This is a genomic window from Streptomyces sp. NPDC059696 (assembly GCF_042733745.1).
GTDB lineage: Bacteria > Actinomycetota > Actinomycetes > Streptomycetales > Streptomycetaceae > Streptomyces.
In genome coordinates this window covers 53,399-76,766 of sequence record NZ_JBHWFG010000027.1, presented here as the reverse complement: position 1 = coordinate 76,766, position 23,368 = coordinate 53,399, and the positions used below count along the sequence as shown (strand labels likewise).

At 73.0% G+C, this 23,368-nt stretch carries 12 protein-coding genes; 5 read left to right on the top strand and 7 right to left on the bottom strand.

Features of this window, described 5'->3' with window-relative positions; translation table 11 throughout:
• Nucleotides 1-55: 55 nt before the first annotated feature.
• Nucleotides 56-748, bottom strand: a complete 693-nt coding sequence (locus ACFV20_RS26620; protein ID WP_385660431.1) for a TetR/AcrR family transcriptional regulator — start codon at nucleotides 746-748, stop codon at nucleotides 56-58.
• A 169-nt stretch (nucleotides 749-917) separates the two neighbouring features.
• Between ACFV20_RS26620 and ACFV20_RS26615 the strand changes: the two genes are divergently transcribed.
• Nucleotides 918-1,367, top strand: coding sequence for a nitroreductase family deazaflavin-dependent oxidoreductase (locus ACFV20_RS26615; RefSeq protein ID WP_385660428.1), 450 nt, complete (start codon nucleotides 918-920; stop codon nucleotides 1,365-1,367).
• 18 nt (nucleotides 1,368-1,385) lie between these two features.
• Here ACFV20_RS26615 and ACFV20_RS26610 read toward each other — a convergent pair whose 3' ends face one another.
• Nucleotides 1,386-2,627: a geranylgeranyl reductase family protein gene (locus ACFV20_RS26610; RefSeq protein WP_385660425.1), complete on the bottom strand. Its 1,242-nt coding sequence runs from the start codon at nucleotides 2,625-2,627 to the stop codon at nucleotides 1,386-1,388.
• Between the two features lie 191 nt (nucleotides 2,628-2,818).
• Between ACFV20_RS26610 and ACFV20_RS26605 the strand changes: the two genes are divergently transcribed.
• Nucleotides 2,819-4,174 (top strand): dipeptidase, encoded by a 1,356-nt coding sequence (locus tag ACFV20_RS26605; protein WP_385660422.1) that lies wholly within the window; start codon nucleotides 2,819-2,821, stop codon nucleotides 4,172-4,174.
• 120 nt (nucleotides 4,175-4,294) lie between these two features.
• On the opposite strand, the gene ACFV20_RS26600 is transcribed toward ACFV20_RS26605, so the two are convergent.
• On the bottom strand, nucleotides 4,295-5,458 hold the full coding sequence (locus ACFV20_RS26600) for an epoxide hydrolase (protein ID WP_385660420.1): 1,164 nt from the start codon (nucleotides 5,456-5,458) through the stop codon (nucleotides 4,295-4,297).
• A 102-nt stretch (nucleotides 5,459-5,560) separates the two neighbouring features.
• Between ACFV20_RS26600 and ACFV20_RS26595 the strand changes: the two genes are divergently transcribed.
• Together ACFV20_RS26595 and argB are read left to right on the top strand one after the other, a co-directional pair.
• Nucleotides 5,561-6,133, top strand: coding sequence for a CGNR zinc finger domain-containing protein (locus ACFV20_RS26595; RefSeq protein ID WP_385660417.1), 573 nt, complete (start codon nucleotides 5,561-5,563; stop codon nucleotides 6,131-6,133).
• Between the two features lie 276 nt (nucleotides 6,134-6,409).
• A complete protein-coding gene (argB, locus tag ACFV20_RS26590) occupies nucleotides 6,410-7,291 on the top strand; it encodes an acetylglutamate kinase (protein ID WP_385660527.1) in 882 nt (293 codons plus the stop codon).
• A 145-nt stretch (nucleotides 7,292-7,436) separates the two neighbouring features.
• Here the strand turns inward: argB and ACFV20_RS26585 are convergent, their stop codons facing one another.
• Nucleotides 7,437-7,649 (bottom strand): MbtH family protein, encoded by a 213-nt coding sequence (locus ACFV20_RS26585; RefSeq protein WP_385660414.1) that lies wholly within the window; start codon nucleotides 7,647-7,649, stop codon nucleotides 7,437-7,439.
• Nucleotides 7,650-7,742: 93 nt separating this feature from the next.
• Here ACFV20_RS26585 and ACFV20_RS26580 point away from each other — a divergent pair, with 93 nt between their 5' ends.
• Nucleotides 7,743-8,849, top strand: a complete 1,107-nt coding sequence (locus ACFV20_RS26580; protein ID WP_385660411.1) for an alpha/beta hydrolase-fold protein — start codon at nucleotides 7,743-7,745, stop codon at nucleotides 8,847-8,849.
• Between the two features lie 85 nt (nucleotides 8,850-8,934).
• On the opposite strand, the gene ACFV20_RS26575 is transcribed toward ACFV20_RS26580, so the two are convergent.
• The 3 genes from ACFV20_RS26575 to ACFV20_RS26565 are packed head-to-tail and all read right to left on the bottom strand — an operon-like array spanning nucleotide 8,935 to nucleotide 23,367.
• On the bottom strand, nucleotides 8,935-10,635 hold the full coding sequence (locus ACFV20_RS26575; protein WP_385660408.1) for an ABC transporter ATP-binding protein: 1,701 nt from the start codon (nucleotides 10,633-10,635) through the stop codon (nucleotides 8,935-8,937).
• Nucleotides 10,625-21,526, bottom strand: coding sequence for an amino acid adenylation domain-containing protein (locus ACFV20_RS26570; protein ID WP_385660406.1), 10,902 nt, complete (start codon nucleotides 21,524-21,526; stop codon nucleotides 10,625-10,627). The genes ACFV20_RS26575 and ACFV20_RS26570 overlap by 11 nt, the downstream gene beginning before the upstream one ends.
• Nucleotides 21,527-21,579: 53 nt before the next feature.
• Complete coding sequence (locus ACFV20_RS26565) at nucleotides 21,580-23,367, bottom strand: ABC transporter ATP-binding protein (protein WP_385660404.1); 1,788 nt, start codon at nucleotides 23,365-23,367, stop codon at nucleotides 21,580-21,582.
• Between the last annotated feature and the right edge of the window lies 1 nt (nucleotide 23,368).

Here is a 23,368-nt window from a genome sequence, read left to right as displayed (position 1 = left end):
GCGGTGATCACGCGTACTCCCCGCGAAGTACGTCCGCCGATGCCGGCCCGGCGGCCTACGCGGGCCCGGGAACCAGTCCCACTCCCCGGGCGAGCTGCCCCGCCGCGTGCCGGAAGAAGGTCTCGCGGTCCTCCACCACCCGGTTGAACTGGCCGAACAGCTCGAAGCCGACCAGTCCGTACAGCTGGGCCCAGGCCGCGACGAGTGCCGTCACGGTCTCCGGCGGGAGGTCGGGAGCCAGGTCGGCGGCCATCCGTTCGGCCTCCGGGCGGAGGGCGGCCGGTAGTGCGGGCCCGTCGAGCCCGGGGCCCTCGTGGGCGTCGCGCGCGATGCCGATGAGCAGGAGGCCGACGCGGGCGGCGGCCCGGACGGTGGCGTCGGGGGCCGTGTAGCCGGGGACGGGCGAGCCGTAGATCAGCGCGTACTCGTGCGGGTGGTCCAGCGCCCAGCCCCGCACCGCGGTGCAGACCGCGATCCAGCGTTCGTAGGGGCCGGCCGACGCCTCGTGGGCCGTCTCGGCGCTCGCGCCCAGGGAGTCGTAGGCGTCGATGATGAGTGCGGTGAGCAGGTCGTCACGGCTGGGGAAGTAGCGGTACAGCGCGGAGGAGACCATGCCGAGTTCGCGGGCGACGGCCCGCAGGGACAGCCGGGCGGCGCCTTCCGCCGCGAGCTGTCTGCGGGCTTCGTCCTTGATGGCCGCCGTGACTTCGATCCTGGCCCGGGCGCGGGCGCCGTGTGCGGTGCTCATGACGGGGAGTCTCCCACGGAAACGGAGCAGTGCACACAAACGAGAGTAGCGAACAGAAAAGAGAGCAGTGCTCTTGCGACGGCGCCCTGCCTCGTGCAGACTGACAGCAGAAAGCGAGAGCAGTGCTCACAAGAGAGAGCACCGTGTCGCCTCAGACGAGGGGATCCCCATGTCGACGCACGTCCAGAAGCCCGGTTGGTTCACCGTCCACGTCCTCAACCGCTTTGTGGCCTGGCTGACCCGCCGCGGCGTCAGCGTCTGGGGATCCCGCGTCCTCGCCGTCCGCGGCCGCAAGAGCGGCCAGTGGCGCACCACGCCGGTCAATCTGCTCACTCTGGACGGCAGGCAGTATCTGGTCGCCCCCCGCGGCCATGTGCAGTGGACGCACAACATGCGCGCCGCGGGCGGCGGCGAACTGCACCTCGGCAAGCGGGTGGACGCCTTCACCGCGACCGAGGTCGGAGACGACGACAAGACCCCGATCCTGCGCGCCTACCTCAAGCGCTGGAAGGCGGAGGTGGGGGTCTTCTTCAACGGCGTCGGCCCCGACTCCCCGGACGACCGGCTGCGCCGCATCGCACCCGACCACCCGGTCTTCGAGATCACGATCACGAGCTGAGCACGCGCGAGCGGGCGGTCACTGCGCCGGGCCGGCCTCGCCACCGGTGGCCGGACGGCGGTCCAGCGCGGCGAGGGCCCGCTGGGCCACCGGGTAGGTGCGGACGATCTCGCCCAGCGATGTCGAACCCTGCGTGATCTCCTTGAACGCCTTCCACGCCGGGCGGAAGGACGTCAGCGCCGCGTGGAACAGCCCCGGCCGGCGCTCGAACACCGTCAGCAGCCGCTTGCCGACGCTCATCTCCACCCCGAGGCCGGCCTTCACCGCGAACGCGTAGTTGAGAGCCTGCCGACGCGTGTCCACGGCGTCGTGCGCCTCGGCGATGCGCACCGCCCACTCCCCCGCGAGCCGGCCGGAGCGCAGCGCGAAGGAGATGCCCTCGCGGGTCCACGGCTCCAGCAGCCCCGCGGCGTCACCGCACACCAGCACCCGCCCGCGCGAGAGCGGGGAGTCGTCGGCGCGGCAGCGCGTCAGATGCCCGGAGGAGATGCTCGGTTCGAACCCGGCGAGGCCCAGCCGCCCGATGAACTCCTCCAAGTACCGCTTCGTCGCGGCGCCTTCACCCCGGGCCGAGATCACTCCGACCGTCAGGGTGTCGCCCTTGGGGAAGACCCAGCCGTAACTGCCGGGCATGGGGCCCCAGTCGATGAGCACCCGGCCCTTCCAGTCCTCCGCGACGGTCTCCGGCACCGGGATCTCCGCCTCCAGACCGAGATCGACCTGGTCCAGCTTCACTCCGACGTGCGCCCCTATCCGGCTGGCGCTGCCGTCCGCCCCGACCACCGCCCGCGCGAGCACGACCTCGCCGCCCTGCAGGACCACGGCGACCGTGCGCCGGTCCGGCACCGCCGAGCCGTGCTGCTCGACCCGCTGGACCGTGACGCCGGTACGCAGCTCGGCGCCGGCCTTCTGCGCGTGCTCGACCAGCTGCTGGTCGAACTCGGGACGGTTGATCAGCCCGAAGAGCATCTGCCGGGAGCGGCGCGTGCGGGTGAAGCGGCCGTTGCTGGAGAACGTCACCGCATGCACTCGGTCCCTGAACGGCAGCTCGAAACCGGGCGGCAGGGCGTCGCGCGAGGGGCCGATGATGCCGCCGCCGCACGTCTTGTACCGCGGCAGCTCCGCCTTCTCCAGCAACAGCACGCGTCTGCCGGCCACCGCCGCCGCGTACGCGGCCGAAGCGCCCGCGGGTCCCGCGCCCACCACGACGACGTCCCACACCTGCCGCACGTCGTCCGCCGAAGTGTTCTCGCTGCTCACGATGGTCTGTTGCTCCCGATCAAAGCCGCCTGCCGCTGTCTCCCGCATCCTACGGCGGCGGTCACCGCAGGCCCCTGTGGGAGGATCGGCGGCGTGGGTGGCCCCTACACGGGGACGCGCCCGCACCACACGATCACGCGTACCGAGAGGTACGCGTCCTTTACAACGTCGCACCCACGAGGAGCGTGCCCATGTCGTCGAATCCGGTCGCCGAGACCGTCGCCTCGCTGATGCCCAGGGCGAAGGAGGAGCTCACCGAACTGGTGGCCTTCCGGTCGGTGGCGGACTTCGACCAGTTCCCGCGGAGCGAGAGCGAGGGCGCCGCACGCTGGGTGGCCGACGCGCTCACCGCCGAGGGCTTCGAGGACGTGGCCCTGCTGGACACCCCCGACGGCACGCAGTCCGTCTACGGCTACCTGCCCGGCCCCGAGGGCGCGAAGACCGTCCTGCTCTACGCCCACTACGACGTGCAGCCGCCGCTGGACGAGGCCGGCTGGACGACCCCGCCGTTCGAGCTGACCGAGCGGGACGGGCGCTGGTACGGGCGCGGGGCGGCCGACTGCAAGGGCGGCGTGGTCATGCATCTGCTGGCCCTGCGCGCACTGAAGGCGAACGGCGGGGTGCCCGTCCACGTGAAGGTGATCGCCGAGGGCTCGGAGGAGATGGGCACCGGCGGCCTGGAGCGGTACGCCGAGGAGCACCCCGGGCTGCTGGAGGCGGACACGATCGTCATCGGCGACGCGGGCAACTTCCGCGTCGGCCTGCCGACCGTCACCTCCACCCTGCGCGGCATGACCATGCTCCGCCTGAAGGTCGACACGCTCGCCGGCAACCTGCACTCGGGCCAGTTCGGAGGCGCCGCGCCCGACGCGCTGGCCGCGCTGATCCGCGTGCTGGACTCCCTGCGCGCCGAGGACGGCTCGACGACCGTCGACGGGCTCCCGGCCGACGCGGGCTGGGAAGGGCTGCAGTACGACGAGGAGCAGTTCCGGAAGGACGCCAAGGTGCTGGACGGCGTCGGGCTGATCGGGTCCGGGACGGTCGCCGACCGCATCTGGGCGCGTCCCGCCGTCACGGTCCTCGGCATCGACTGCCCGCCCGTGGTCGGCGCGACCCCGTCGGTGCAGGCCAGTGCCCGCGCGCTGATCAGTCTGCGGGTGCCGCCGGGTGTGGACGCGGGCGAGGCGACCAAGCTGCTCCAGGCGCACCTGGAGTCGCACACGCCGTGGGGTGCGCGGGTGAGCACCGAGCAGATCGGCCAGGGCCAGGCGTTCCGCGCCGACACCACCAGCCCGGCGTACCAGGCCATGGCGGCCGCGATGGCCGTGGCCTACCCGGGTCAGGAGATGCAGTACGCGGGGCAGGGCGGCTCCATTCCGCTGTGCAACACGCTGGCCGCCCTCTACCCGCGTGCGGAGATCCTGCTCATCGGGCTGAGCGAGCCGGAGGCGCAGATCCACGCGGTGAACGAGAGTGTGTCCCCGGAGGAACTGGAGCGGCTGTCGGTGGCGGAGGCCCTGTTCCTGCGCAACTACGCCGCGAGCTGACCGCTCCCCCCTCCACCCACAGCACACACGGCAGAAGGCCCTCGTCCGCGCTCAGGTTCCAGCGGACGGGGGCCTTCCCTGTGACGGCCCTCCGGCGGAGCAGCGGGGATCCAGCCGTGTTCACCGACCGGCGGCCAGGACGTCCGCGAGGCCTTCTCGCAGATCCCTGACGAAGTACCCGGGGACCTCCAGCGACGGGAAGTGTCCCCCGGTTCCGGGGGTCCTCCACCGCACGATGCGCCGGTACCGCTGCTGTGCCCAGGCGCGCGGGCACTTCTCGATGTCGCGGGGATACACGGTGATCGCCGAAGGGACGTCGACCCGGAGTCCGGGATCGAGCGACTGGTGGCTCTCGTGGTAGATCCGGGCCGCCGAAGCGCCGGTCCGCGTCAGCCAGTACAGGGTGACGTCGTCGAGTACGCGGTCCCTGGGGATCGTCTCGAACGGGCTGTCCTCGGTGTCCGTCCACTCGGCGAACTTGTCGAGGATCCAGGCGAGCAGCCCGACCGGTGAGTCGACGAGCGAGTAGCCGATGGTCTGCGGCCGGGTCGCCTGCTGCTTCGCGTACGCCGCGCGCAGGCCCCAGAAGTCGCGGGTCTCCTCGGTCCACGCACGCTCGGCGGCCGTCAGTCCGTCCGTGGTCAGCCCGGGCGGTGCCTGCGCGGTCGTCGTGTGGATGCCGAGAACGTGCGCCGGGAACCGGCCGCCGAGGACGGTGGTGATCACACCTCCCCAGTCGCCGCCGTGGGCCACGAACCGGTCGTAGCCGAGCCGTCCCATCAGTTCCACCCAGGCGGCGGCGATCTTCTCGATGCCCCACCCGGTGGTGGCCGGCTTGTCGCTGTAGCCGAAGCCCGGCAGGGACGGGACCACGACGTGGAACGCCGGCGTGGCCGGATCGTCCGGCTCCGCCAGGTCGTCCACCAGGTCGACGAACTCGGCGACGCTGCCCGGCCAGCCGTGCGTCAGGACCAGCGGCGTGGCGTCCGCGCGCGTGGACCGGCGGTGCAGGAAGTGGATCCCCAGGCCGTCGATGGTCGTGCGGAACTGGCCGATGCGGTTGAGGCGCGCTTCGAACGAGCGCCAGTCGTACCCGGTGCGCCAGTGGTTCACGACATCGACGAGATCGGCGAGGGGGACTCCTTGCGCCCAGCGGCGGGGCCCGGGTGCCGCCCGGGAGACCGTTTCGGCCTCCGGCAGCCGCGCGGCGGCCAGTCGCGCGCGCAGATCGTCGAGGTCGACATCGGTCGCGCGGATCTCGCAGGCTTGCACCTCGCCGGGCATGAGACCTCCTGCTGGTGGTGGGGCCGGCCGTGACCTGTCGTGAACCGGCTTAGACGGTTCTAGCAACTCCGGGGCGGGCACGCAACCGGCTAAGGTGGTTCCATGCATGATCGGTTCCCGGACTTCCGTCTCGGCAGGGTGCTGGCGACCAGCTTCACGGCGACCCTGACGGAGCGTTGCGGCGACGCCGTGGAACGCATTCCCACGCCGCAGCGACTCGCCGACTGGCTGGCGGTGAACGGCCTCGCGGTGGAGTCCTGCACGCCCGCCCAGCTCGAACTCGCCCGGGAGCTGAGGGAATCGATCCACGCCGCCCTCACGGCGGCAGCGGTCCAGGACCTTCTCCCCGCCTCCGCCGTCCGCGTCATCAACGACCGCAGCACCCAGGGCCGGGCCGCGGCCGTTCTGACACCCGAGAACAAGCGGGAGTGGCGACTCGGTTCCGCTTCCCGCGTGGAGGATGCCCTGAGCGTCATCGCGGCCGACGCGATCGGGATCCTCGCGGGCGAACGGGACGGAAAACTGGCCTTGTGCGCATCGCCGACCTGCCGGGCGGCCTTCTTCGACACCAGCCAGAGCCGGACCCGCAAGTGGTGCGAGATGAACACGTGCGGGAACCGCCAGAAGAAGGCGCGCTACGCCGACAGGCACAAGAAGGCCGGGGCGGCGAAGTAGGCGGTGGCGGGCGGCGTCGAGCGGGGCGCCCGCACCGCACGGGATCCCCGGCCGAGGCCGCGGGCGGGCCGGCCGTCCATCGGAACCGGCTCCGGCCCCGCACGAGCACGGGGTCCGGTCTGTCCGGCCGTGCGCGGGGAGCACCGGCGCGCCGCGCAGGCCCTTTTGCGCCAAGATCCCGCCAGTCCTCCCAACTGAGGTTAGGCTTGGCTAAATTGAGCTCCCTGGCCCGGCGGCCTGCCCGGCCCATCCGTGAAAGGGAGTGATCGCGTGACCGTGACCGCGCCCCGAGAAGGGGATCCGTCCGCCCCGGCGCTCCCCTCGCCCCAGGAGCCGCGCGGCCGGGTGGTCGTCGTCAAGTTCGGCGGCAGCGCCATGGTGGACGCGGATCTCCGGCTGACCTTCGCCCGGGACGTCGTGGAGCTGGGGCACGCGGGGCTGCGCCCGGTCGTCGTGCACGGCGGCGGACCGCAGATCAGCGCGATGCTGGACCGGCTCGGACTGGAGAGCCGCTTCGAGGGCGGGCTGCGCGTGACCACGCCCGAGACCATGGACGTGGTGCGCATGGTGCTGGCGGGGCGCGTCCAACGGGAGCTGGTCGGTCACATCAACGCCCATGGCCCCTACGCGGTGGGGCTGACCGGGGAGGACGCGCGCACGATGACCGCCGTGCGGCGGACGGCCCGGGTGGACGGGCGCACGGTCGACCTCGGTCTCGTCGGTGACGTGGTGGATGTCGACCCGGCCATGGTGCGCGCCCTGGTGGAGCAGGGGCGTATCCCCGTGGTCTCCCCCGTCGCGCGCGGCGCGGACGGTCAGGTCTACAACGTGAACGCCGACCTGGCGGCCGCCGCCCTCGCCGTGGCCCTCGGCGCCGAGCGGCTGGTGATGCTCACCGACGTGGCCGGGCTGTACGCGGACTGGCCGCGCAGCACCGAGGTGATCGGGCGGGTGACGGCCCGCGCCCTGGACGGTCTGCTGCCCGGGCTGGCCGGCGGGATGGTGCCGAAGATGGAGGGCTGCCTGCGGGCCGTCCGCGGTGGGGTGCGCGCGGCGCACGTGGTGGACGGGCGGGTGCCGCACGCGGTGCTGCACAGTGTGCTCACCGGGACGGGCGCGGGCACCACGGTGGTGCCCGACGCGGTCACATGCTCCTGACCAGGACCCGCGCACCGCGCCGCGGGTCGAGGGAGTCCGCCCGGGCGCGCGGCGCCCGACGCGTCGTTGTGCGGCCGGTCGGAGCTGCCGACCAGGGGGATGCCGTGGTCCAGGAAGGCCCTGCCCCGGTACATCCAGGGCGCCGTCAGGTGTCCTGGGCCGTCGCGAGGGACCGGGGGCGCAGGTCCGTCCAGTGCGTCTCGACGTATTCCAGGCAGGCCTCGCGGGTGTTCTCGGCGAAGGCGATCGTCCACCCCCCGGGCACCTCGGCGAAGGACGGCCAGAGGGAGTGCTGGCCCTCGTCGTTCACCAGGACCAGGAAACGGCCTTCGTTGTCGTCGAAGGGGTTGGTGCTCATGCGTACAGCCTCCTCGGAGGTCCAAGATTAGGTTAGGCTCGCCTAATTTACGGAGCCTAGCCTTTGGCCCTTCCCTCTCACAAGGAGACGTTCATGCACGTGGCCGCGGCCGGCGGGGAGGACGTGTTCGCCGGGTTCGGGGTGGCCGGGACGCCCGGCTCGGACGGGTTCTGGGCCGGGGTGGGAGCGCCCGCGTCGGTACCGGACGGTGCGGGCGGCTGGCGCACGCTGTTCCTGTGGCGCGGCCCGTCGCCGGTCACGCTCGAGTTCGAGAGCCGGCCGGAGCCGGTGCCGCTGCGGCGCTGGGCCGACTCGGACTGCTGGTACGCCGAGGTGCGCCTGCCCGCCCGGCTGCGGGTGACGTACCGGTTCGCGGCGGGAGAGGCGTTCCACGCCGACCCGTTCAACCCGGACGGCGCGGGCGGTGACCGGTCCGTCGCGGCGACCCCGGACGCCCCGGAGCAGCCGCACTGGCCCCGCGTCGGAGCCGACGCGGTGCTGCCCGTGCCGCGTGCGCGGATCCGCTGGTCGAGTGAGCTGCTGGGCGGGCGGCGTACGGTGCGGCTCCATCCGGCGGGAGGTGGTGGGCCGGTGGTGCTGCTGCTCGACGGGGACGACTGGCTGTATCTGCATCCGGCCGTGACCGCGTTCGACTCGGCCGTGGCGGCGGGTGAGATGCCGCCGGTCACGCTGGTGTTCCTGCCGGCGAAGGACCGGGCCGCCGAGTTCACGTGCCGGCCCGAACTGTGGGAGGCCGTGCGCGACGAACTGCTGCCGCTGGTGGCCGAGTCGGGGGTGCCGGCCGACCCGGAGCGGCTCGTGGTCGCCGGGCAGAGTCTCGGGGGGCTGAGTGCGGTGTACGCGGCGCTGGAGTTCCCCGGGCTGGTGTCGCGGGTCGCCTGTCAGTCGGGGTCGTTCTGGTGGACGCCGGATGCGCCCGGCTCGGCGGACCCGTTGGGCGGGCCGGTCGGTGGCGCGGTCGCCGCGCGGCTGCGGGCGGGGGCGGATCTGTCGGGGTTGCGGATCGCGTTCGACGTCGGGGAGCACGAGGACCGGATGCTGCCCCACTGCGCGATGACCGAGGACTTGGTGGAGCGGGCCGGGGCGACCGTGCGGGTGTCCCGGTCCGCGTCGGGGCACGACCGGGCGGGGTGGCGTCATGCGCTGCTCAGGGATGTGGGCTGGGCGCTTCACGCGTAGCGCCGTTGCCGGGTGCGGATGCGTGGGAGCTCGGCGCGCGGTTCCCCGCGCCCCTGAGGCGTTTCCCCCGAGCTCCCTCGAAGCGTCAGCGTGCCACCGCCGCGCGGTAGTCCTGGTCTCTTGCCAGCAGGTTGCGGTGGGTGCCCTCCGCCGCGATGACCCCGTCGTCCAGGATCAGGACCCGGTCCGCCGCGTCCAGGAACGCCGGGCTGCTGGTGATGACGATCGTCGTGCGGCCCCGGCGCAGCTTCGCCACGTTGCGGGCGATGAGCTGCTCGGTGACCGCGTCCACCGCCGTCGTCGGATCGTGCAGGACGAGGACGTCCGTGTCGGCGGCCAGGGCGCGGGCCAGGGACAGGCGTTGGCGCTGGCCTCCTGAGAGGTTGGCACCCCGGTCGCGGACACCGTGGTCGAGGCCCTCGCGGTGCAGGGCGACGACGTCCGTCAGCAGGGAGGCCTCGACGGCTTCGGGGACGCTCCGGCTCGTGCCCGACGGGTCGATGTTCGTGCGCAGGGTGCCCGCGAAGATCTCCCCGTCGTACGGGTTGACCAGCAGGTGCTCGCGGACCGCCTCGACGGACAGGTCCGCCAGGTCCCGGCCGCCGATCCGGACCGTGCCCTCGTACGCGGTGGGCGGCACCCGCACGGCGAGGACGGCCGCCAGGTCGGCCGCCGCACGGGGCCGGTAGGCGGCGACGGCGACGAACTCGCCCGCCTTCACCTGGAACTTCAGGTCGGTGAGGGTGCCGTGGCGGACGCAGTCCAGCTCCAGGTCGCCGCCCCCGGCGGGGCGTTCGGAGCCCGGCGTCATGACCGGCGGGGCCGACAGCACCAGCGCCATCCGCTCGGCCGAGGCACGGGCGATCATCACGTACTTGGGCATCTCCGAGAAGAGCTTGAGCGGTTCCATGATGAACTGCGCCAGGCCCACGGCCATGACGAGTTCCCCGATGGTGATGCGGCCCTCGAACGCCAGCCGGCCGGCCGTCAGGGTCACGGCGCCGGCGAGGACCGCGTTGAGGGCCAGCGCGGTGCCCGCGTAGGCGCCGTTGACCTTCGCGACCGTGATCGACTGGTGCTTCGCCTCGGTGCTGACCTGCCGGTAGGACCGGAACGCCGCGTGGTTGCCGCCGAAGCCGTGCAGCGGGCGCAGGCCGGTGATCAGGTCCGCGACCTTCGCACCCGCCCGGGCCACCCGGGCCTGCTGCTCCTGTGTACTGCTGCCGATCCGCTTCGACATCACGCTGAGGACCGACAGGATCGCGACGGTGCCCACGATCACCAGCAGGCCGAGCCGGACGTCCGCCAGGCCCAGGGCCACCGCCGCCACCAGCACCGCCACCAGTGAGCTGATCAGCAGCGGCACCACCTCGATGATGTCGGCGGTCTGGTCGGCGTCCTCGGTGGCGATGGTCAGCACCTCGCCGGACTTGAGGTCGACGTCCCGGGCCACGGGCTGCAGGCCGTCGGCGGCGACCTTCACCCGCCAGCGGTGCGCCTCGGTCGTGTTGGCCCTCTGCAGGATCCGCATGCCGAACCGCCACGACAGCGACACCGTCGTGATGATCACCGCCAGCGCGCCGATCGACAGGGCGAGCGCCTGGGGGCTGCGGCCGTCCCGCAGGGCGTGCTCGACGATCAGGCCGAGCGCGATGGGGAAGGCCGTCTCCCCGGCCTGGTAGAGGCCCATGAGGAGGGTGCCCCAGGCCATGGCGCGGAGGTTGCGGCGCAGGGCGGTGCGGAGGATGGCGGCCCCTGCGCGGGGCCGCTGCGTGTCAGTTGTCATCGAGGTGGCGGGCAATCGCTTCCGGGGTTCGCAGGGTGAACAGATCGCGGATGGTGATCACAGGACCGTACTCACGGCGCAGCAGTCCGATGAGCCGTACCGCCAGCATGGAGTGTCCGCCCAGGGACACGAAGTCGCTCACCGCGCTCACCTCGTCGTCGTCCAGGTCCAGTGCCTCGGCGAAGTACGCGCAGACCACGCTCTCGGTCTCCGTGCGCGGGCCCCGCTCCCCCGCCGTGGTCAGCGCGCCCAGCGGTTTGGCCTCGGGCAGAGCCTTGGTGTCGGCCTTCCCGTTCACCGTCAGCGGGATGCCGTCGACCTGGGCGTAGTGCGTGGGCCGCAGGAAGTCCGGCAGTCCGGCGCCCACCTCGGCGGCGACGGCCGCCAGGTCCGCGCCGTCCAGGACCAGGTAGGCGGCCAGCCGGTGGGCGCCGTCGACCTGCGGGTCGGGCTGGGCGACCGCGGCCACGAACCGCACCGCGGGGTGGGCCGCGAACACGGCCTCGACCTCGCCGAGTTCGACGCGGTGGCCGCGGATCTTGACCTGCTGGTCGGTGCGGCCCAGGTACATCAGGTTGCCGTCCGGCCGGCGCACCACCAGGTCGCCGGTGCGGTACATGCGCTCGCCGGGCTCACCGAACGGGCAGGCGACGAAGCGGTGGGCGGTCTGGGCCGGCTGCCCCAGATAGCCGCGCGCGATGCCGACGCCGGACACGTACAGCTCGCCGGGCACACCGTCCGGCAGCGGCCTGAGCCAGGGGTCCAGGACGTACACGTCCGTGTTGTCGATGGCGACGCCCACCACCGGGTCCACGCAGTCGAAGGTGCCCACGCCCAGGGTGTTGATGGTGTACTCGGTGGGCCCGTACAGGTTGTAGCCGACGGTGCCCTCGGTCGCGGCGAGCCGCTGCCACAGCGCCGGGGTGACGGCCTCACCGCCCAGCAGCACCAGCGCGGGCCGCCGCGCCGGGTCGTCCAGCAGGCCCTCGGCCACCAGTTGCTGCGCGTACGTCGGGGTCACGTTGACGACGTCGATCCGGTGCTCCAGGCAGTACTCCACCAGCCGGGGCGCGTCCCGGCGCAACTCCTCGTCGCAGATGTGCACTTCATGGCCGTCGGCGAGCCACAGCAGCTCCTCCCACGACATGTCGAACGCGAACGACACGGTGTGCGCGATCCGGAAGACCCGGTGCCCGTGCTCGGCCAGCACCGGCTCGAAGATCCGGCGCCGGTGGTTGATCAGCATGTTGGTGAGCCCGGCGTACTCGGTCACCACACCCTTCGGCTTCCCGGTGGAGCCGGAGGTGTAGATCGTGTACGCGGGGTGCCGCAGTCGGTCCGGGTCGTCCGGCGCGAACGTCCGGTACGGCTCGGCGTGCGGGAGCGGCCGGTCCAGTTCGATCAGCTCGCCGCTCAGCCGGGGCGACACGGTGCTCACGGTGAGGGTCACGTCCGGCCCGGCGTCCTCGACGACGGCGGCGATCCGCTCGTCCGGATGGTCCAGTTCCAGCGGTACGTACGCGGCACCGACCCGCAGGACGGCGAACAGCGCCGCGATCCAGTCGAGTGAGCGCGGGATCGCGAGACCGACGGTCCGCTCCGGGCCGATGCCACGCGCGGCGAGCACGCCCGCCAGGGCCCGGCTGCGGTCGCGGAGTTCGGCGAACGTCATCGTCGCGCCGTGGGCGACGAGCGCCACCCGCTGCGGGTCGCGGTCCGCCGCCCGGTCGAACCGGTCGACGACGGTGTCCGTGCCGACGTCGGTGCGTGGGGCCGGCGCGGGGACCGGTTCCGGTCCGCTGAGCGCGCCGAGGGGCCCGGCCGCCCGGGAGAGCTCCTCCAGCACGCGCAGGTAGTCGTCGAGGAGACGGCGGGCGTGGCCGGTGTCGCCGTCGCGGTACTCCAGCTTGACGGTGAGCCGGTCCCCGGGCGTGACGACCCAGGTGAACGGATAGTGGGTGGAGTCGTCGGCCCGGACCGAGGTGATGCCGTGCCGGGCGTTCATCGCGGCGAACGCGTCCATGTCCAGGAAGTTCTGCAGGACGAAGAGGTTGTCGAACAGGGTGTCGTGCCCGGCGGCCCGCTGGATCTCGCCGAGTCCTAGGTGCTCGTGCTCCATGGCCTCGACCCGGGCCTCCTGTACGGCCGACAGGTAGGCGCGGACGCTGTCGTGCGGGCGGGCCCTGGTCCACATCGGCACGGTGTTGAGCAGCACGCCGACGATGTCCGACAGGCCCTCCCCCTCGCGGCCGGACACGGTCACGCCGAACACGGCGTCGGCGCGGCCGGTGTGCGCGCCGAGGAGCAGGCCGAACGCGCCGGTCAGCACCGAGTTCAGGGTGACGCCGTGCACCCGGGCCGCTTCCCGTACCAGGTCGGACCGTTCGGCGGACAGGGTGCGCACGAGGGCCTTCGGCAGCTCGTCCGTGAAGGCCGGCGCGGGCCCGGCGAGCAGGGTCGGGGCGGACAGACCGGCGAGGTGGTCCGTCCAGAAGCGTTCCGACGCGGACGCGTCCCTGGCGGCGAGGGCGCGGGCGTACTCCTCGAAGCTCGGCGTGGCGGGCGCCGGGTCGAGCGGCTCGCCGGCGAGGACGGCGCTGTAGGCGTCGAACAGGTCGCGCAGGACGATCTCGCGGGACCAGCCGTCCCACAGCAGCAGGTGGTAGCTGAACAGCAGACCGTCCCGGTCACCCGGCAGGCGGACGACCGTCAGCCGGATCAGGGGCGGCTCGCCCGTGTCGAACCCGGTCTCGCGGTCCCGGGCGCGCAGGGCGTCGGCCTCCGCGTCCGTCGCCAGGTCGATCGTACGGACGTCGACGCGCCGGCCCGCCTTGAGGATCTGCACCGGGTTGCCGTCGTCGTCGGTGCCGAAGCCGGCGCCGGCGACCGGGTGCCGCGCGATCACATGGGCCATCGCCTCGGCCAGGGCGCCGGTGTCCAGGCGGTGGTCGAAGGTGAACCAGCTCTGTGCGACGTAGTGTCCGGCCGCGCCCGCCAGCTGGGCCTGGAAGAACAGGCCGCGCTGGAGCGGGGTGACCGGGGCGGTGCGCTCGGCCGTCGTCGCGACGTCCGCGAGGTGCCGGAGCGCGCCGCGCCAGTGCTCGGTGATCTCGTCGGGGACACCCTCGGCGAGGACGAACTCGGCGAGCAGGCTCCCGGTGGCCCCGTCGGTCCACGCGTTGACCTCGACGGCGTACGGGCTGCCCTGGTCGCCCCCGGTGAGGTGCAGGGCCTGCGACTCGCTGCCCCGGCCGAGGTAGTTGAACAGCACCTGTGGCCGGGCCGTGAGCAGGGGGGCCGTCTGCGGGTTGAGGTACCTGAGCCGGCCGTAGCCCGCGTGCCCGTCCTCGTCCGGCTGGCGCTCGGCGAGTTCCCGCGCGGCCGCCACCGGGTCGGTGTGCGCGGTGAGCCGTACGGGTGCGACGGCGGTGAACCAGCCGACGGTACGGGTGTAGTCGTGCTGGGGGAGGACCGGGACGCGGCCGTGCCGTTCAAGGTCGATCGCGAGGTCGGTGGGCGACGGCTGGATCCGCGTCAGCGCGGTGCGCAGGGCGCCGCAGAGCAGCTCGGTGAGACCGATGCCGAGGGCGGCGGGCGCGGTGCGGGTGAGGCGCTCGCTCACGTCCGGATCCACGACGACCGTGGTCACGCGCGGTGCGCCCGGGGCGGGCAGCAGTGGGGGCGCCTGGAGGGTCGTGATCCAGCGGCCCAGGTCGTGCGGGTCCCGGGCCGACCGGAGCGTCAGGGCTTCGGCGTACGCGGCGTACGCGGTGGTGGGCGCGGCGAGGGGCTCGCCGCGCAGGGCCGTGGCCAGGTCGTCCAGGAGGATCAGCCAGGAGACCGCGTCGACGGCGAGGTGGTGGACGGTGACGACCAGGGTACGGGTCGCCTCCAGCCACGCGAACGCGATGACGTCGCCTGCCTCCGGGTCGAGCTGCTTCGCTGCCCGGTTCGCCACAGCCGTCGCGTCGGTGGTGTCCGGGCGTACGACGGTGATCTCGCGGGCGGGTTCGGTGCGCAGGGTCCACACACCGTGTGCGGTGTCGAGGCGCAGCCGCAGGGCCGGGTGGGCGGCGGCCACGGTGTTCGCCGCGCGTACGGCGTCGGCGTATCCCGTGCCCTCGGGGGCCTTGAGCGCCCTGGCCTGGGCGAAGCGGGTGAGGGAGCCGCCGAGTTCGCGTTGGCGGAGGATGATCGGGGTGGGGGGCAGGGGGCCGTCTGTGCGGTGGGTGGTCTCCGCAGTGGCCCGGGGTGCGCTGGTTCCCAGGTGTTCGGCCAGTGCGCGGGGGGTTTTGAGCAGGAAGACGTCCCTCGGGGTGAGGGGCAGGCCCAGGGCCCGGGCCCTGTTCACGACCGTGATGGCGATGATGCTGTCGCCTCCGGCGCGGAAGAAGTCGGTGTCGGCGGTCGCTTCCGTCCCGGGCAGTGTCTCGGTGAAGATCTCGGTGAGTGCGGCTGCCGCCGTGGTCGCGTCCGCGGGTGCGTCGTGGCTGATCACGCGGTTCCCCGCGCCCCTGAGGGGGCGTGCGGCCAAGGCCTTCCGGTCGAGCTTGCCGTTGACCGTCAGGGGGAGGGCGTCGAGGGGCAGGACCCGGCCCGGGATCATGTGTACAGGCAGCTGCTCCGACAGGCGGCCTTCGAAGTCGTCCGGCACCCGGCCCACCACGTGCGCCACCAGGTGGTCCCCGGTGTCCGCCACCGTCACCGCCACGTCGGTCACGCCGTCCAGGGCCCTGATCGCGGTCTCCACCTCGCCCGGCTCGATGCGGAAGCCCTTGAGCTGGACCTGGTCGTCGGCGCGGCCGGTGAAGACCAGTTCGCCGTCGAGGGTGCGGATCGCGAGGTCGCCCGTGTGGTACATGCGGGAGCCGTTGGCCGCGAACGGATCGGCCACGAAGCGGCCCGCTGTGAGCCCCGGCCTGCCCAGGTAGCCGAGCGCCACCTGGTCCCCGGCGACGTAGATCGCGCCCTCGCGACCCGGCGGCACCGGGCGGAGCCGGTCGTCCAGGAGGTGGGTGACCAGACCGGGGATCGGGCCGCCGATGGGGCTGACGTCCTCGCCGGGGGTGAAGTCCTCGTCGGTGAGCACCCGGTGGGTGACGTGGACCGTGGTCTCGGTGATGCCGTACATGTTGACCAGCTCGGGGGCGGTCGTGCCGTGCCGTTCGACCCAGCCGCGCAGCCTCGCCAGGTCCAGTGCCTCACCGCCGAAGACGATCCGGCGCAGTGCGGGCAGCGGTTCGCCGGCGAGCCGGTCGGCCTCGATGAACTGGTGGAAGGCGGACGGGGTCTGGTTGAGCACCGTCACGCCGCGCTCGCGGACCAGGCGGTGGAAGTCGACCGGGGAGCGCGTCAGCGCGTACTCGGGTACCAGCAGCTCACCGCCGTGGGCCAGTGCGCCCCACAGCTCCCAGACGGCGAAGTCGAAGGAGAAGGAGTGGAACTGGACCCAGACGTCCCGCGGGCCGAAGTCCATGTCCGGCCGGGTGTTCGCCAGCAGCGCCACCACGCTGGAATGCGGAACGACGACGCCTTTGGGGCGGCCCGTGGACCCGGAGGTGTGGATGACGTAGGCGGGGGTGTGCCAGTCGGGCTCGGGGGCGGGCTCGGCGTGGGCGGCCGGGGGCTCGTCGCCCTGGACCAGCACCCGGGCCGGCACTCCCGCCCGGTCCAGGAGGTTCGTGAAGCGGTCGCGCTGGTCGCGGGCCACGAGGACGACCTGCGGGGCCGCGTCACCGAGGACGTATTCCAGCCGCTCGTCCGGGTAGGCCACGTCGAGCGGGACGTACGCGCCGCCCGCGGTGACGACCGCGACCAGGGCGACGACCTGTTCCAGGGAGCGCGGCACGGCCACGGCGACCCGCTTGCCCGGGCCGACTCCGGCCGCGCGCAGGGAGGCGGCCAGGTCGTTCTTCGCGGCGGACAGTTCGCCGTAGGTCAGGGACCGGGTGGTGCCGTCGAGGGCGCACTGGGTGACGGCCGTCGCGGCCGGGTCGCGGCGGGCGGCGGTGTCGAAGAGTGCGCCCAGGGTGGTCGGGGTGACCGGCGCGGGACGCCGCTCGCCCTCGGGTGTCAGGTCGCCGATCCGGGCGTCCGGGCGGGTGAGCAGGGCGGTCAGGGTCCGGGTGAAGGTGTGCAGGATGCCCCGGGCGGTCGGCCCGCCGAGCAGTTCGCCGTCGTAGATGAGGTTGAAGCGCGGACGGCCGTCGGGGGCGCGCTCGACCACCAGCGTGAGCGGGTAGTGCGGGGCGCCCTCGTTGGTGAGGTCCGTGATGGTCAGTGTGTCGCCGGGGCGCCCCAGCGAGGTCACGTCGGTGGCCACGTCGAACACCACGAGCGTGTCGAAGAGCGAGCCGGAGCCGGTCTGGCGGCCGATGCGCGCCAGGGAGACGTGCTGGTGCGGCAGGACGGCGCTCTGGTGGTCACGTACGGCGTCCAGGAGGTCGCCCGCGGTGGTGTCGTGGGTCCAACGGGCGCGTACGGGAATGGTGTTGATGAACAATCCCACCATGTCGCCGATGCCGGGGACCTCGGCGTCGCGGCCGGAGACCGTGGAGCCGAACACGACGTCCCGGCTCTGGAGGATGCGGCCCAGGGTGACGGCCCAGGCGCTGTGCACGGCGACGCTCAGCGGCACGCCGGACTCGCGGGCGGCGGCGTCGACGTCGGCCTCGGGTTCCACGGCGAGGTCGGCGAACCGGTCCGAGGGCGCGTGTCCCTCGGCCACCAGTGAGGGCCCGGGCAGTCCGGCGAGTTGCTCGCGCCAGACCCGGTCGCTCTCGTCGGCGTCACGTCCGGCGAGCCAGTGCACGTAGTCGGCGAAGCCGCCGACCGGGTGGACGCTGCCCGGTGCGTGGTATTCGGCGAGCAGCGCGCGGAGCATCGGGGGTACGGACCAGCCGTCGGCGATGATGTGGTGCACGGTCTGCACCAGGACGTTCCGGCCGGAGCCGGCGCGGACGAGCGTGTACCGCATGAGGGGGCCGGTGGCCAGGTAGAAGCCGGTGCGGCGGTCCTGTTCGGCGAGGTCGCGTATCTCGTCGTCGGTGATGCCGGGGCGGTCCAGCGTGGTGAACGGGGCCGTGGCGCCGTGCGCCAGGACGGAGACCACGCGGCCGTCGGCGAGGGCGGTGAAGCGGGCGGCCAGATTGGGGAACAGGGTGAGCAGCCGGGTGGCGGCCGTCGCGAGCCGGTCGGCGTCCACCTCCCCCTGAAGGGTGAGCAGTTGCTGCTCCACGTAGGCGCCGGTGGAGTCGTCGTCGAAGACCGAGTGGAAGTAGAGGCCTTCCTGGAGCGGTGTCAGCGGGAGGATGTCCCGCAGGTCCGGGCCGTCCAGGGCGTCCACGTCGGACTGTGCGAGCGGCACGAGGGGGAAGTCGCTGGGCGAGTGGCCGCCCCCGTCGAGCGCCGCGAGTCCGGTCAGGGCCGTGCGGAAGTAGTCGCCGAGTGCGGTGATGTCGGCGTCGGTGAACAGGCCGTCGGGCCAGGAGATGGTGGTGACCAGCTCGTAGGCGCCGGAGGCGGCGGGTTCGGCGATCGCGTTGAACTCCAGGGCGCGGGGCAGGCGCATCCGCGGGTCGCGCTTCTCGCCGAGTTGGCCGGTGGTGTGGGCGAGTTGCCAGTCACCGGGAGCGCCGGCGGCGAAGCGGCCGAGGTAGTTGAAGAGCACCTGGGGTGCGGGGGCGTCGAACTCGCTGTGGGTGAGGTAGCGCAGGGCGCCGTAGGAGACGCCGTTGTCCGGGACCCGGGCGAGGTCCTCCTTGACCCTCTTGAGGGCGGCGGTCAGGTACTCGGGGGTGGTGAGGTCGGCCGCCGTGCCGGGGTCCACGGTGACCGGGAAGAGGGTGGTGAACCAGCCCACCGTGCGGGACAGTTCCGGTTCGAATCCGGCGGAGCCCGCCACGAACCGCCCCTCGCGGCCGTGGCCTTCGAGTTCGATGTGGGCGAAGGTCTGGTGCTGGCCGAGGTCGCGGCGCCGGCGGGCGAGGGCGACGGCGAGGGCGGTGAGCAGGACGTCGTTGACGCCGGCGTGGAATCTCGCGGGGATCTCGCCCAGCAGCGCGGCGGTGGTCTCCGGGCCGACCGTGACGGTCCGCAGGCGCTCGTGGGCGACGGTGTCCGTCCCGGCCAGGGGGCGGTGTGCCAGTGGCCGGTCGTCGCCGGGCAGGGGGCGCCGGTAGTACGCGCTGTCGGCGTCGAACGCGGCACGCTCCAGCAGGTGCGTCCAGCGGCGGAACGACGTTCCCACCGGCGGGAGTTCCACGGGCTCACCGGCGGTGAACCGGCGCCAGGCGGTGGCCAGGTCCTCCATGAGGATGCGCCAGGAGACGCCGTCGACGACCACGTGGTGGGCGACGAGCACGAGGTGGCGTGCCGCGGGGCGCCAGACGGCCCGGAGCATCACGCCCTCATCGGGGTTCAGTCCTGCGGTGGCGAGGGCGACGCACTCGTGGAGCGGCCGGTCGCTGCGCTGCCAGCCGGGCGCGGCCCCGTCCGGCCCGGGGATGTCGAAGCTCCAGCGGCTGCCGCGCACCAGCTTGGCGCGGAGCATGTCGTGCCGGGTGAGGAGGGCGGTGAGGAGCGCGTCGAGGGCGTCGCCGGTCAGCTCGGCGGGGGTGTTCAGGACGACGGACTGGACGAAGCCGTCGACGGCGTCGGTGGTCTCGCCGAGCCACTGCACGACGGGTGAGCCCACGACGGTGCCGGTGGCGACGTCGTTGTGGTCCACGGCGGCGATGTCCTCGCGGGCGGCGACCGCGGCCAGCGCGCCGACGGTGCTGTGTGTGAAGATCTGCCGTGCCGTGACGTGCAGGCCCCGTTCGCGCAGGGCACTCAGCAGGGAGATCGCCAGGATGCTGTCGCCGCCGAGCTGGAAGAAGTCCTGGTCGACGCCGACCTCGTCGAGGCGCAGCACCTGCGCGACCGCCGCGCTCACGGCCCGTTCGTCGTCGGTGGCCGGGCGGAGGAGCGAGCCCGTCCCGAGGGCGGGTTCGGGCAGGGCGTTGCGGTCGAGCTTGCCGTTGGCGGTGAGCGGGAACTCCGCCAGTACCACGATGTGCGCGGGCACCGTGTACGCGACCATGTGCGCGCCGGCCCATGCTCTGACCTCGTCGGCCCGCAGGTCCTCGCTGCCCGCGGCGGGTATGACGTAGCCGATGAGGTAGGTGCCGCCGGCCGCGTTCTTCCTCGCGACGACGCAGGTGTGCCGGACCCTCGGGTGTTCGGCGAGAGAGGCCTCGACGTCCTCGATCTCCAGGCGCATGCCGCGGATCTTGATCTGGTTGTCGGCGCGGCCGAGGAAGTCCAGCGATCCGTCGGGGGCGAAGCGGGCCAGGTCGCCGGTGCGGTAGAGGCGGGAGCCGTCGTTCGCGAAGGGGTTGGCGACGAAGCGTGCGGCGGTCAGGCCGGGCGCGCCGACGTAGCCGCGGCCCAGGAGGAAGCCGCCCACGTAGAGTTCACCACCGACGCCGACCGGGCACGGGCGCAGTTCGTCGTCCAGGACGTAGAGCTGGGTGTTGGGGTTGGCCTTGCCGATGGACGTCGACAGGCGTTCCGCGGCGCCCCGGTAGATGACGTGGGAGACGCCGATGGTCGTCTCCGCGGGGCCGTAGCCGTGGTACATGGGGATGTCGAGCCGGGTGCGGAAGCGCTCGTACAGCTCGGGGGTGAGAACCTCGCCGCCGCACCACACGTGGCGCAGGCTGTCCAGGCGCCCGGAGTCGCCGGCCATCTCCAGCAGCACGTCCAGCATCGACGACACCAGGTACGTGAAGGTGACGCGCTGTTCGGCGATGACGCTCAGCAGGTGCTGCGGGTCGCGTTCGCCGCCGGGCCGCAGGACGACGAGCCGGCCGCCCGAGACGAGCGGCAGGAAGATCTCGTTGATGGAGATGTCGAAGGACAGCGGTGCCTTGAACAGGGAGGCGTCGCCGGGGCCGAAGCCGAGGATCTCGTTCACCTGCCACAGCAGGCGCTCGCTGATCGCCTCGTGCCGGATCATCGCGCCCTTCGGGCGTCCGGTCGAACCGGATGTGAAGATCACGTAGGCCAGTGCGTCGCCGAGGACGTGGACACCGGGCCCTTCGGCCGGGTACGAGCCGTACCGCCACCGGCCGAGGTCGACGGCCACGGCGTCCGGTTCGGCCGGGTCGTGCGCGCCGGAGGCGTTGAGCTGCACGGCGACGCGGGCGTCCTCGATGACGACGGCCCGGCGCTCGGCGGGCCACTGCGGGTCGAGCGGCACGAAGGCGCACCCGGCCTGAAGCACGGCGAGCAGCCCGACGACCATGTCGGCGGAGCGGGTCAGGGAGATGCCGACGACCTGTTCGGCACGGAGCCCCCGGGCCCGCAGATGATGGGCCAGCTGAGCCGCGTGGGCGGCCGTTTCACGGTAGGTCAGCGACCGGTGCTCGTCGACGACGGCGACGGCGTCCGGGCGCGCGCTCGCCTGCCGGAGGAACATCTCCACGAGGGTGGGCCGGTCCCGGTCGGCCCGGTTGTCGTTCCACTCGGCCAGGACCCGGAGCCGGTCCGCCACGCCGGAGGGGCCGATGGTGCCGAGCGGCCGGTCCGGGAAGTCGGCCAGGTCGTCGAGCGCCGCCTGCGCGTCCGCCAGGGTGACCCCCTCGGGGACGGTGATGCCGAGCCCGTCCGGGGTGACGTCCCAACCGCCGGGCGGTGTACCGCCGTTGCCGGTCCAGCCGAGGACGTCGGCGAAGAGCGTGCCGGGCGTGAGGTCGATGCCTTCGGGGCTGCGGCCCGTCGCCCAGTACGACAGCCCGATGGCGCAGGCCCGGGTGATGGTCAGGTCGGGGTGGTCGCCGATCCGCCGGCGCACATCGGCCAGGCGCGTGGGAGAGAGCAGGGCGAGACGTGCGTGCGGTTCCATCAAGACTCAGCGTCCCTTCCAGAATGTGGAGTTAGGCTAACCTAAATAAGGGTTGCCTAACTACCCTCTCGCCAGGCCCGCCACAGTCGTGCGTACCGGCCGCTCAGAGCCACCAGTTCCTCGTGCGTCCCCTGCTCCACGACCCGTCCGGCGTCGAGCACGGCGATCCGGTCCGCCGCCATCGCCTGGGTCAGCCGGTGCGCCACGAACAGCGTGGTCCGCCCCTCGCACGCGGCCAGGACGGCCCGTTCCAGCTCGGCGGCGCCCTCGCTGCCGGCCTCCGCGGTCGACTCGTCGAGGACCACCACAGGTGCCCGCCCCAGCACCAGCCGCGCCAGCGCGATCTGGGCGACCTTGGTGACGTCCAGGCGCTCGCCCCCCTCGCCGACGGGCGTACGCAGACCGTCGGGGAACGCGCCGACCCAGCCCTCGGCCCCGACGATGCGCAGGGCGTCCATCAGTTCGGCGTCGGTCGCTCCCGGGGCGGACAGCCGCAGGTCGTCGGCGAGCGGGCCGGAGAACACGTGCGTCTCCTGCGTCAGGATGCTGACCAGGGCCCGCGCCCCGGCCTCGTCCAGGCCGGCCAGATCGGTCCCGCCGATGCGCACCGAACCGGCCTCGGGCGTGCCGATGCCGGCGATCAGCGCGGCCAGCGTCGTCTTGCCCGCGCCCGTGGCGCCCACCAGGGCGAGCGAACCGCCGGCGGGGATCGTCAGGTCGACGTCGCGCAGCACCGGCTCCTCGGAGCCCGGGTAACGGAACGTCAGCCCCTCGACCGTCACCGGGCACGCCCCCGCGGGGGGCGCCGGGACGGACTCGTCTCCGACCAGCCGCTCCTCGGCGGACTCCCCCAGCACCCCGACCAGGCGGGTCAGGCTCGCGCCGGACTTCTGCGCCTCGTCGAAGGTGAACATGATGGCGCCGAGCGGCGTGAACAGCCGGTGGAACAGCAGCGGGGCCGCCGACACCTCGCCCAGAGTGGCCGCGTCCGCCTCCAGCAGCGCGTAGCCGACCACGAGGATCAGGACGAGGCCGATGAACTCGGCGCGGTTCTCCCGGCCGACGAACCGGCCGAAGAACCGGAACACCTCGATCCCGAGTTCACGCACCCGCCAGGACTCGGTGGTGACCTTCTCGCGGAAGGCGCTCTCCAGGCGGTAGGCCCGGACCGTGTCGATGCCGTTGAGGCCGCTGATGAGCGCCTGGGCGCGGTCGGCCTGGGCGAGGCGCTGCTTGCGGTAGAGGGGGGCGGACCGGGGCAGGTACCAGCGCAGCGCCAGCGCGTACGCGGGCAGCGCGCCCGCGCCGGCCAGGCCCAGCCGCCAGTCCAGTCCGAACATGCCGAGGGTCGCGATGACGACGAGCACGCCCGCCGAGAACACCGTGGGGACGGCGGTGCGGATGCCCTTGGAGATGACGGCCACGTCGTCCCCGACCCGGGAGAGCACGTCTCCGCGGCCGACCTGCTCGATCCGGGCGCTGGGCATGCCGAGCACCGCCCGTACGGCGCCTTCGCGCAGCCGTGCGAGCAGATCCGCGCCGAGCCGTCCGATCAGGTAGGTCGAGGCGGCGGTGGCCGCCGCGCCGAGCAGCGCGGCGGCACCGATGAGCACGCCGATCGTGACGAGGACGGAACGGTCGCCGCCTTTGACGACCGCGTCGACCACACGGCCGAGCAGGAGCACCGGGAGCACTTGGAGTGCCGCCCCCGCGATCGTGGTGAGCACGGTCGCGACCGTCAGGCCGGGCATCGCGCGGCAGTGGTCCGCGACCCAGCGGGCGGCCTCGCGTCCGGTCGTCGTGCGCAGGGTCGCCGGGGCGACGCGCGTGTCGGTGGCGCTCACT

Coding starts and splice junctions, on each gene's coding strand:
- ACFV20_RS26620 (WP_385660431.1), bottom strand. CDS start 748: ATGAGCACCGCACACGGCGCCCGCGCCCGGGCCAGGATCGAAGTCACG.
- ACFV20_RS26615 (WP_385660428.1), top strand. CDS start 918: ATGTCGACGCACGTCCAGAAGCCCGGTTGGTTCACCGTCCACGTCCTC.
- ACFV20_RS26605 (WP_385660422.1), top strand. CDS start 2,819: ATGTCGTCGAATCCGGTCGCCGAGACCGTCGCCTCGCTGATGCCCAGG.
- ACFV20_RS26600 (WP_385660420.1), bottom strand. CDS start 5,458: ATGCCCGGCGAGGTGCAAGCCTGCGAGATCCGCGCGACCGATGTCGAC.
- ACFV20_RS26595 (WP_385660417.1), top strand. CDS start 5,561: ATGCATGATCGGTTCCCGGACTTCCGTCTCGGCAGGGTGCTGGCGACC.
- ACFV20_RS26585 (WP_385660414.1), bottom strand. CDS start 7,649: ATGAGCACCAACCCCTTCGACGACAACGAAGGCCGTTTCCTGGTCCTG.
- ACFV20_RS26580 (WP_385660411.1), top strand. CDS start 7,743: ATGCACGTGGCCGCGGCCGGCGGGGAGGACGTGTTCGCCGGGTTCGGG.
- ACFV20_RS26575 (WP_385660408.1), bottom strand. CDS start 10,635: ATGACAACTGACACGCAGCGGCCCCGCGCAGGGGCCGCCATCCTCCGC.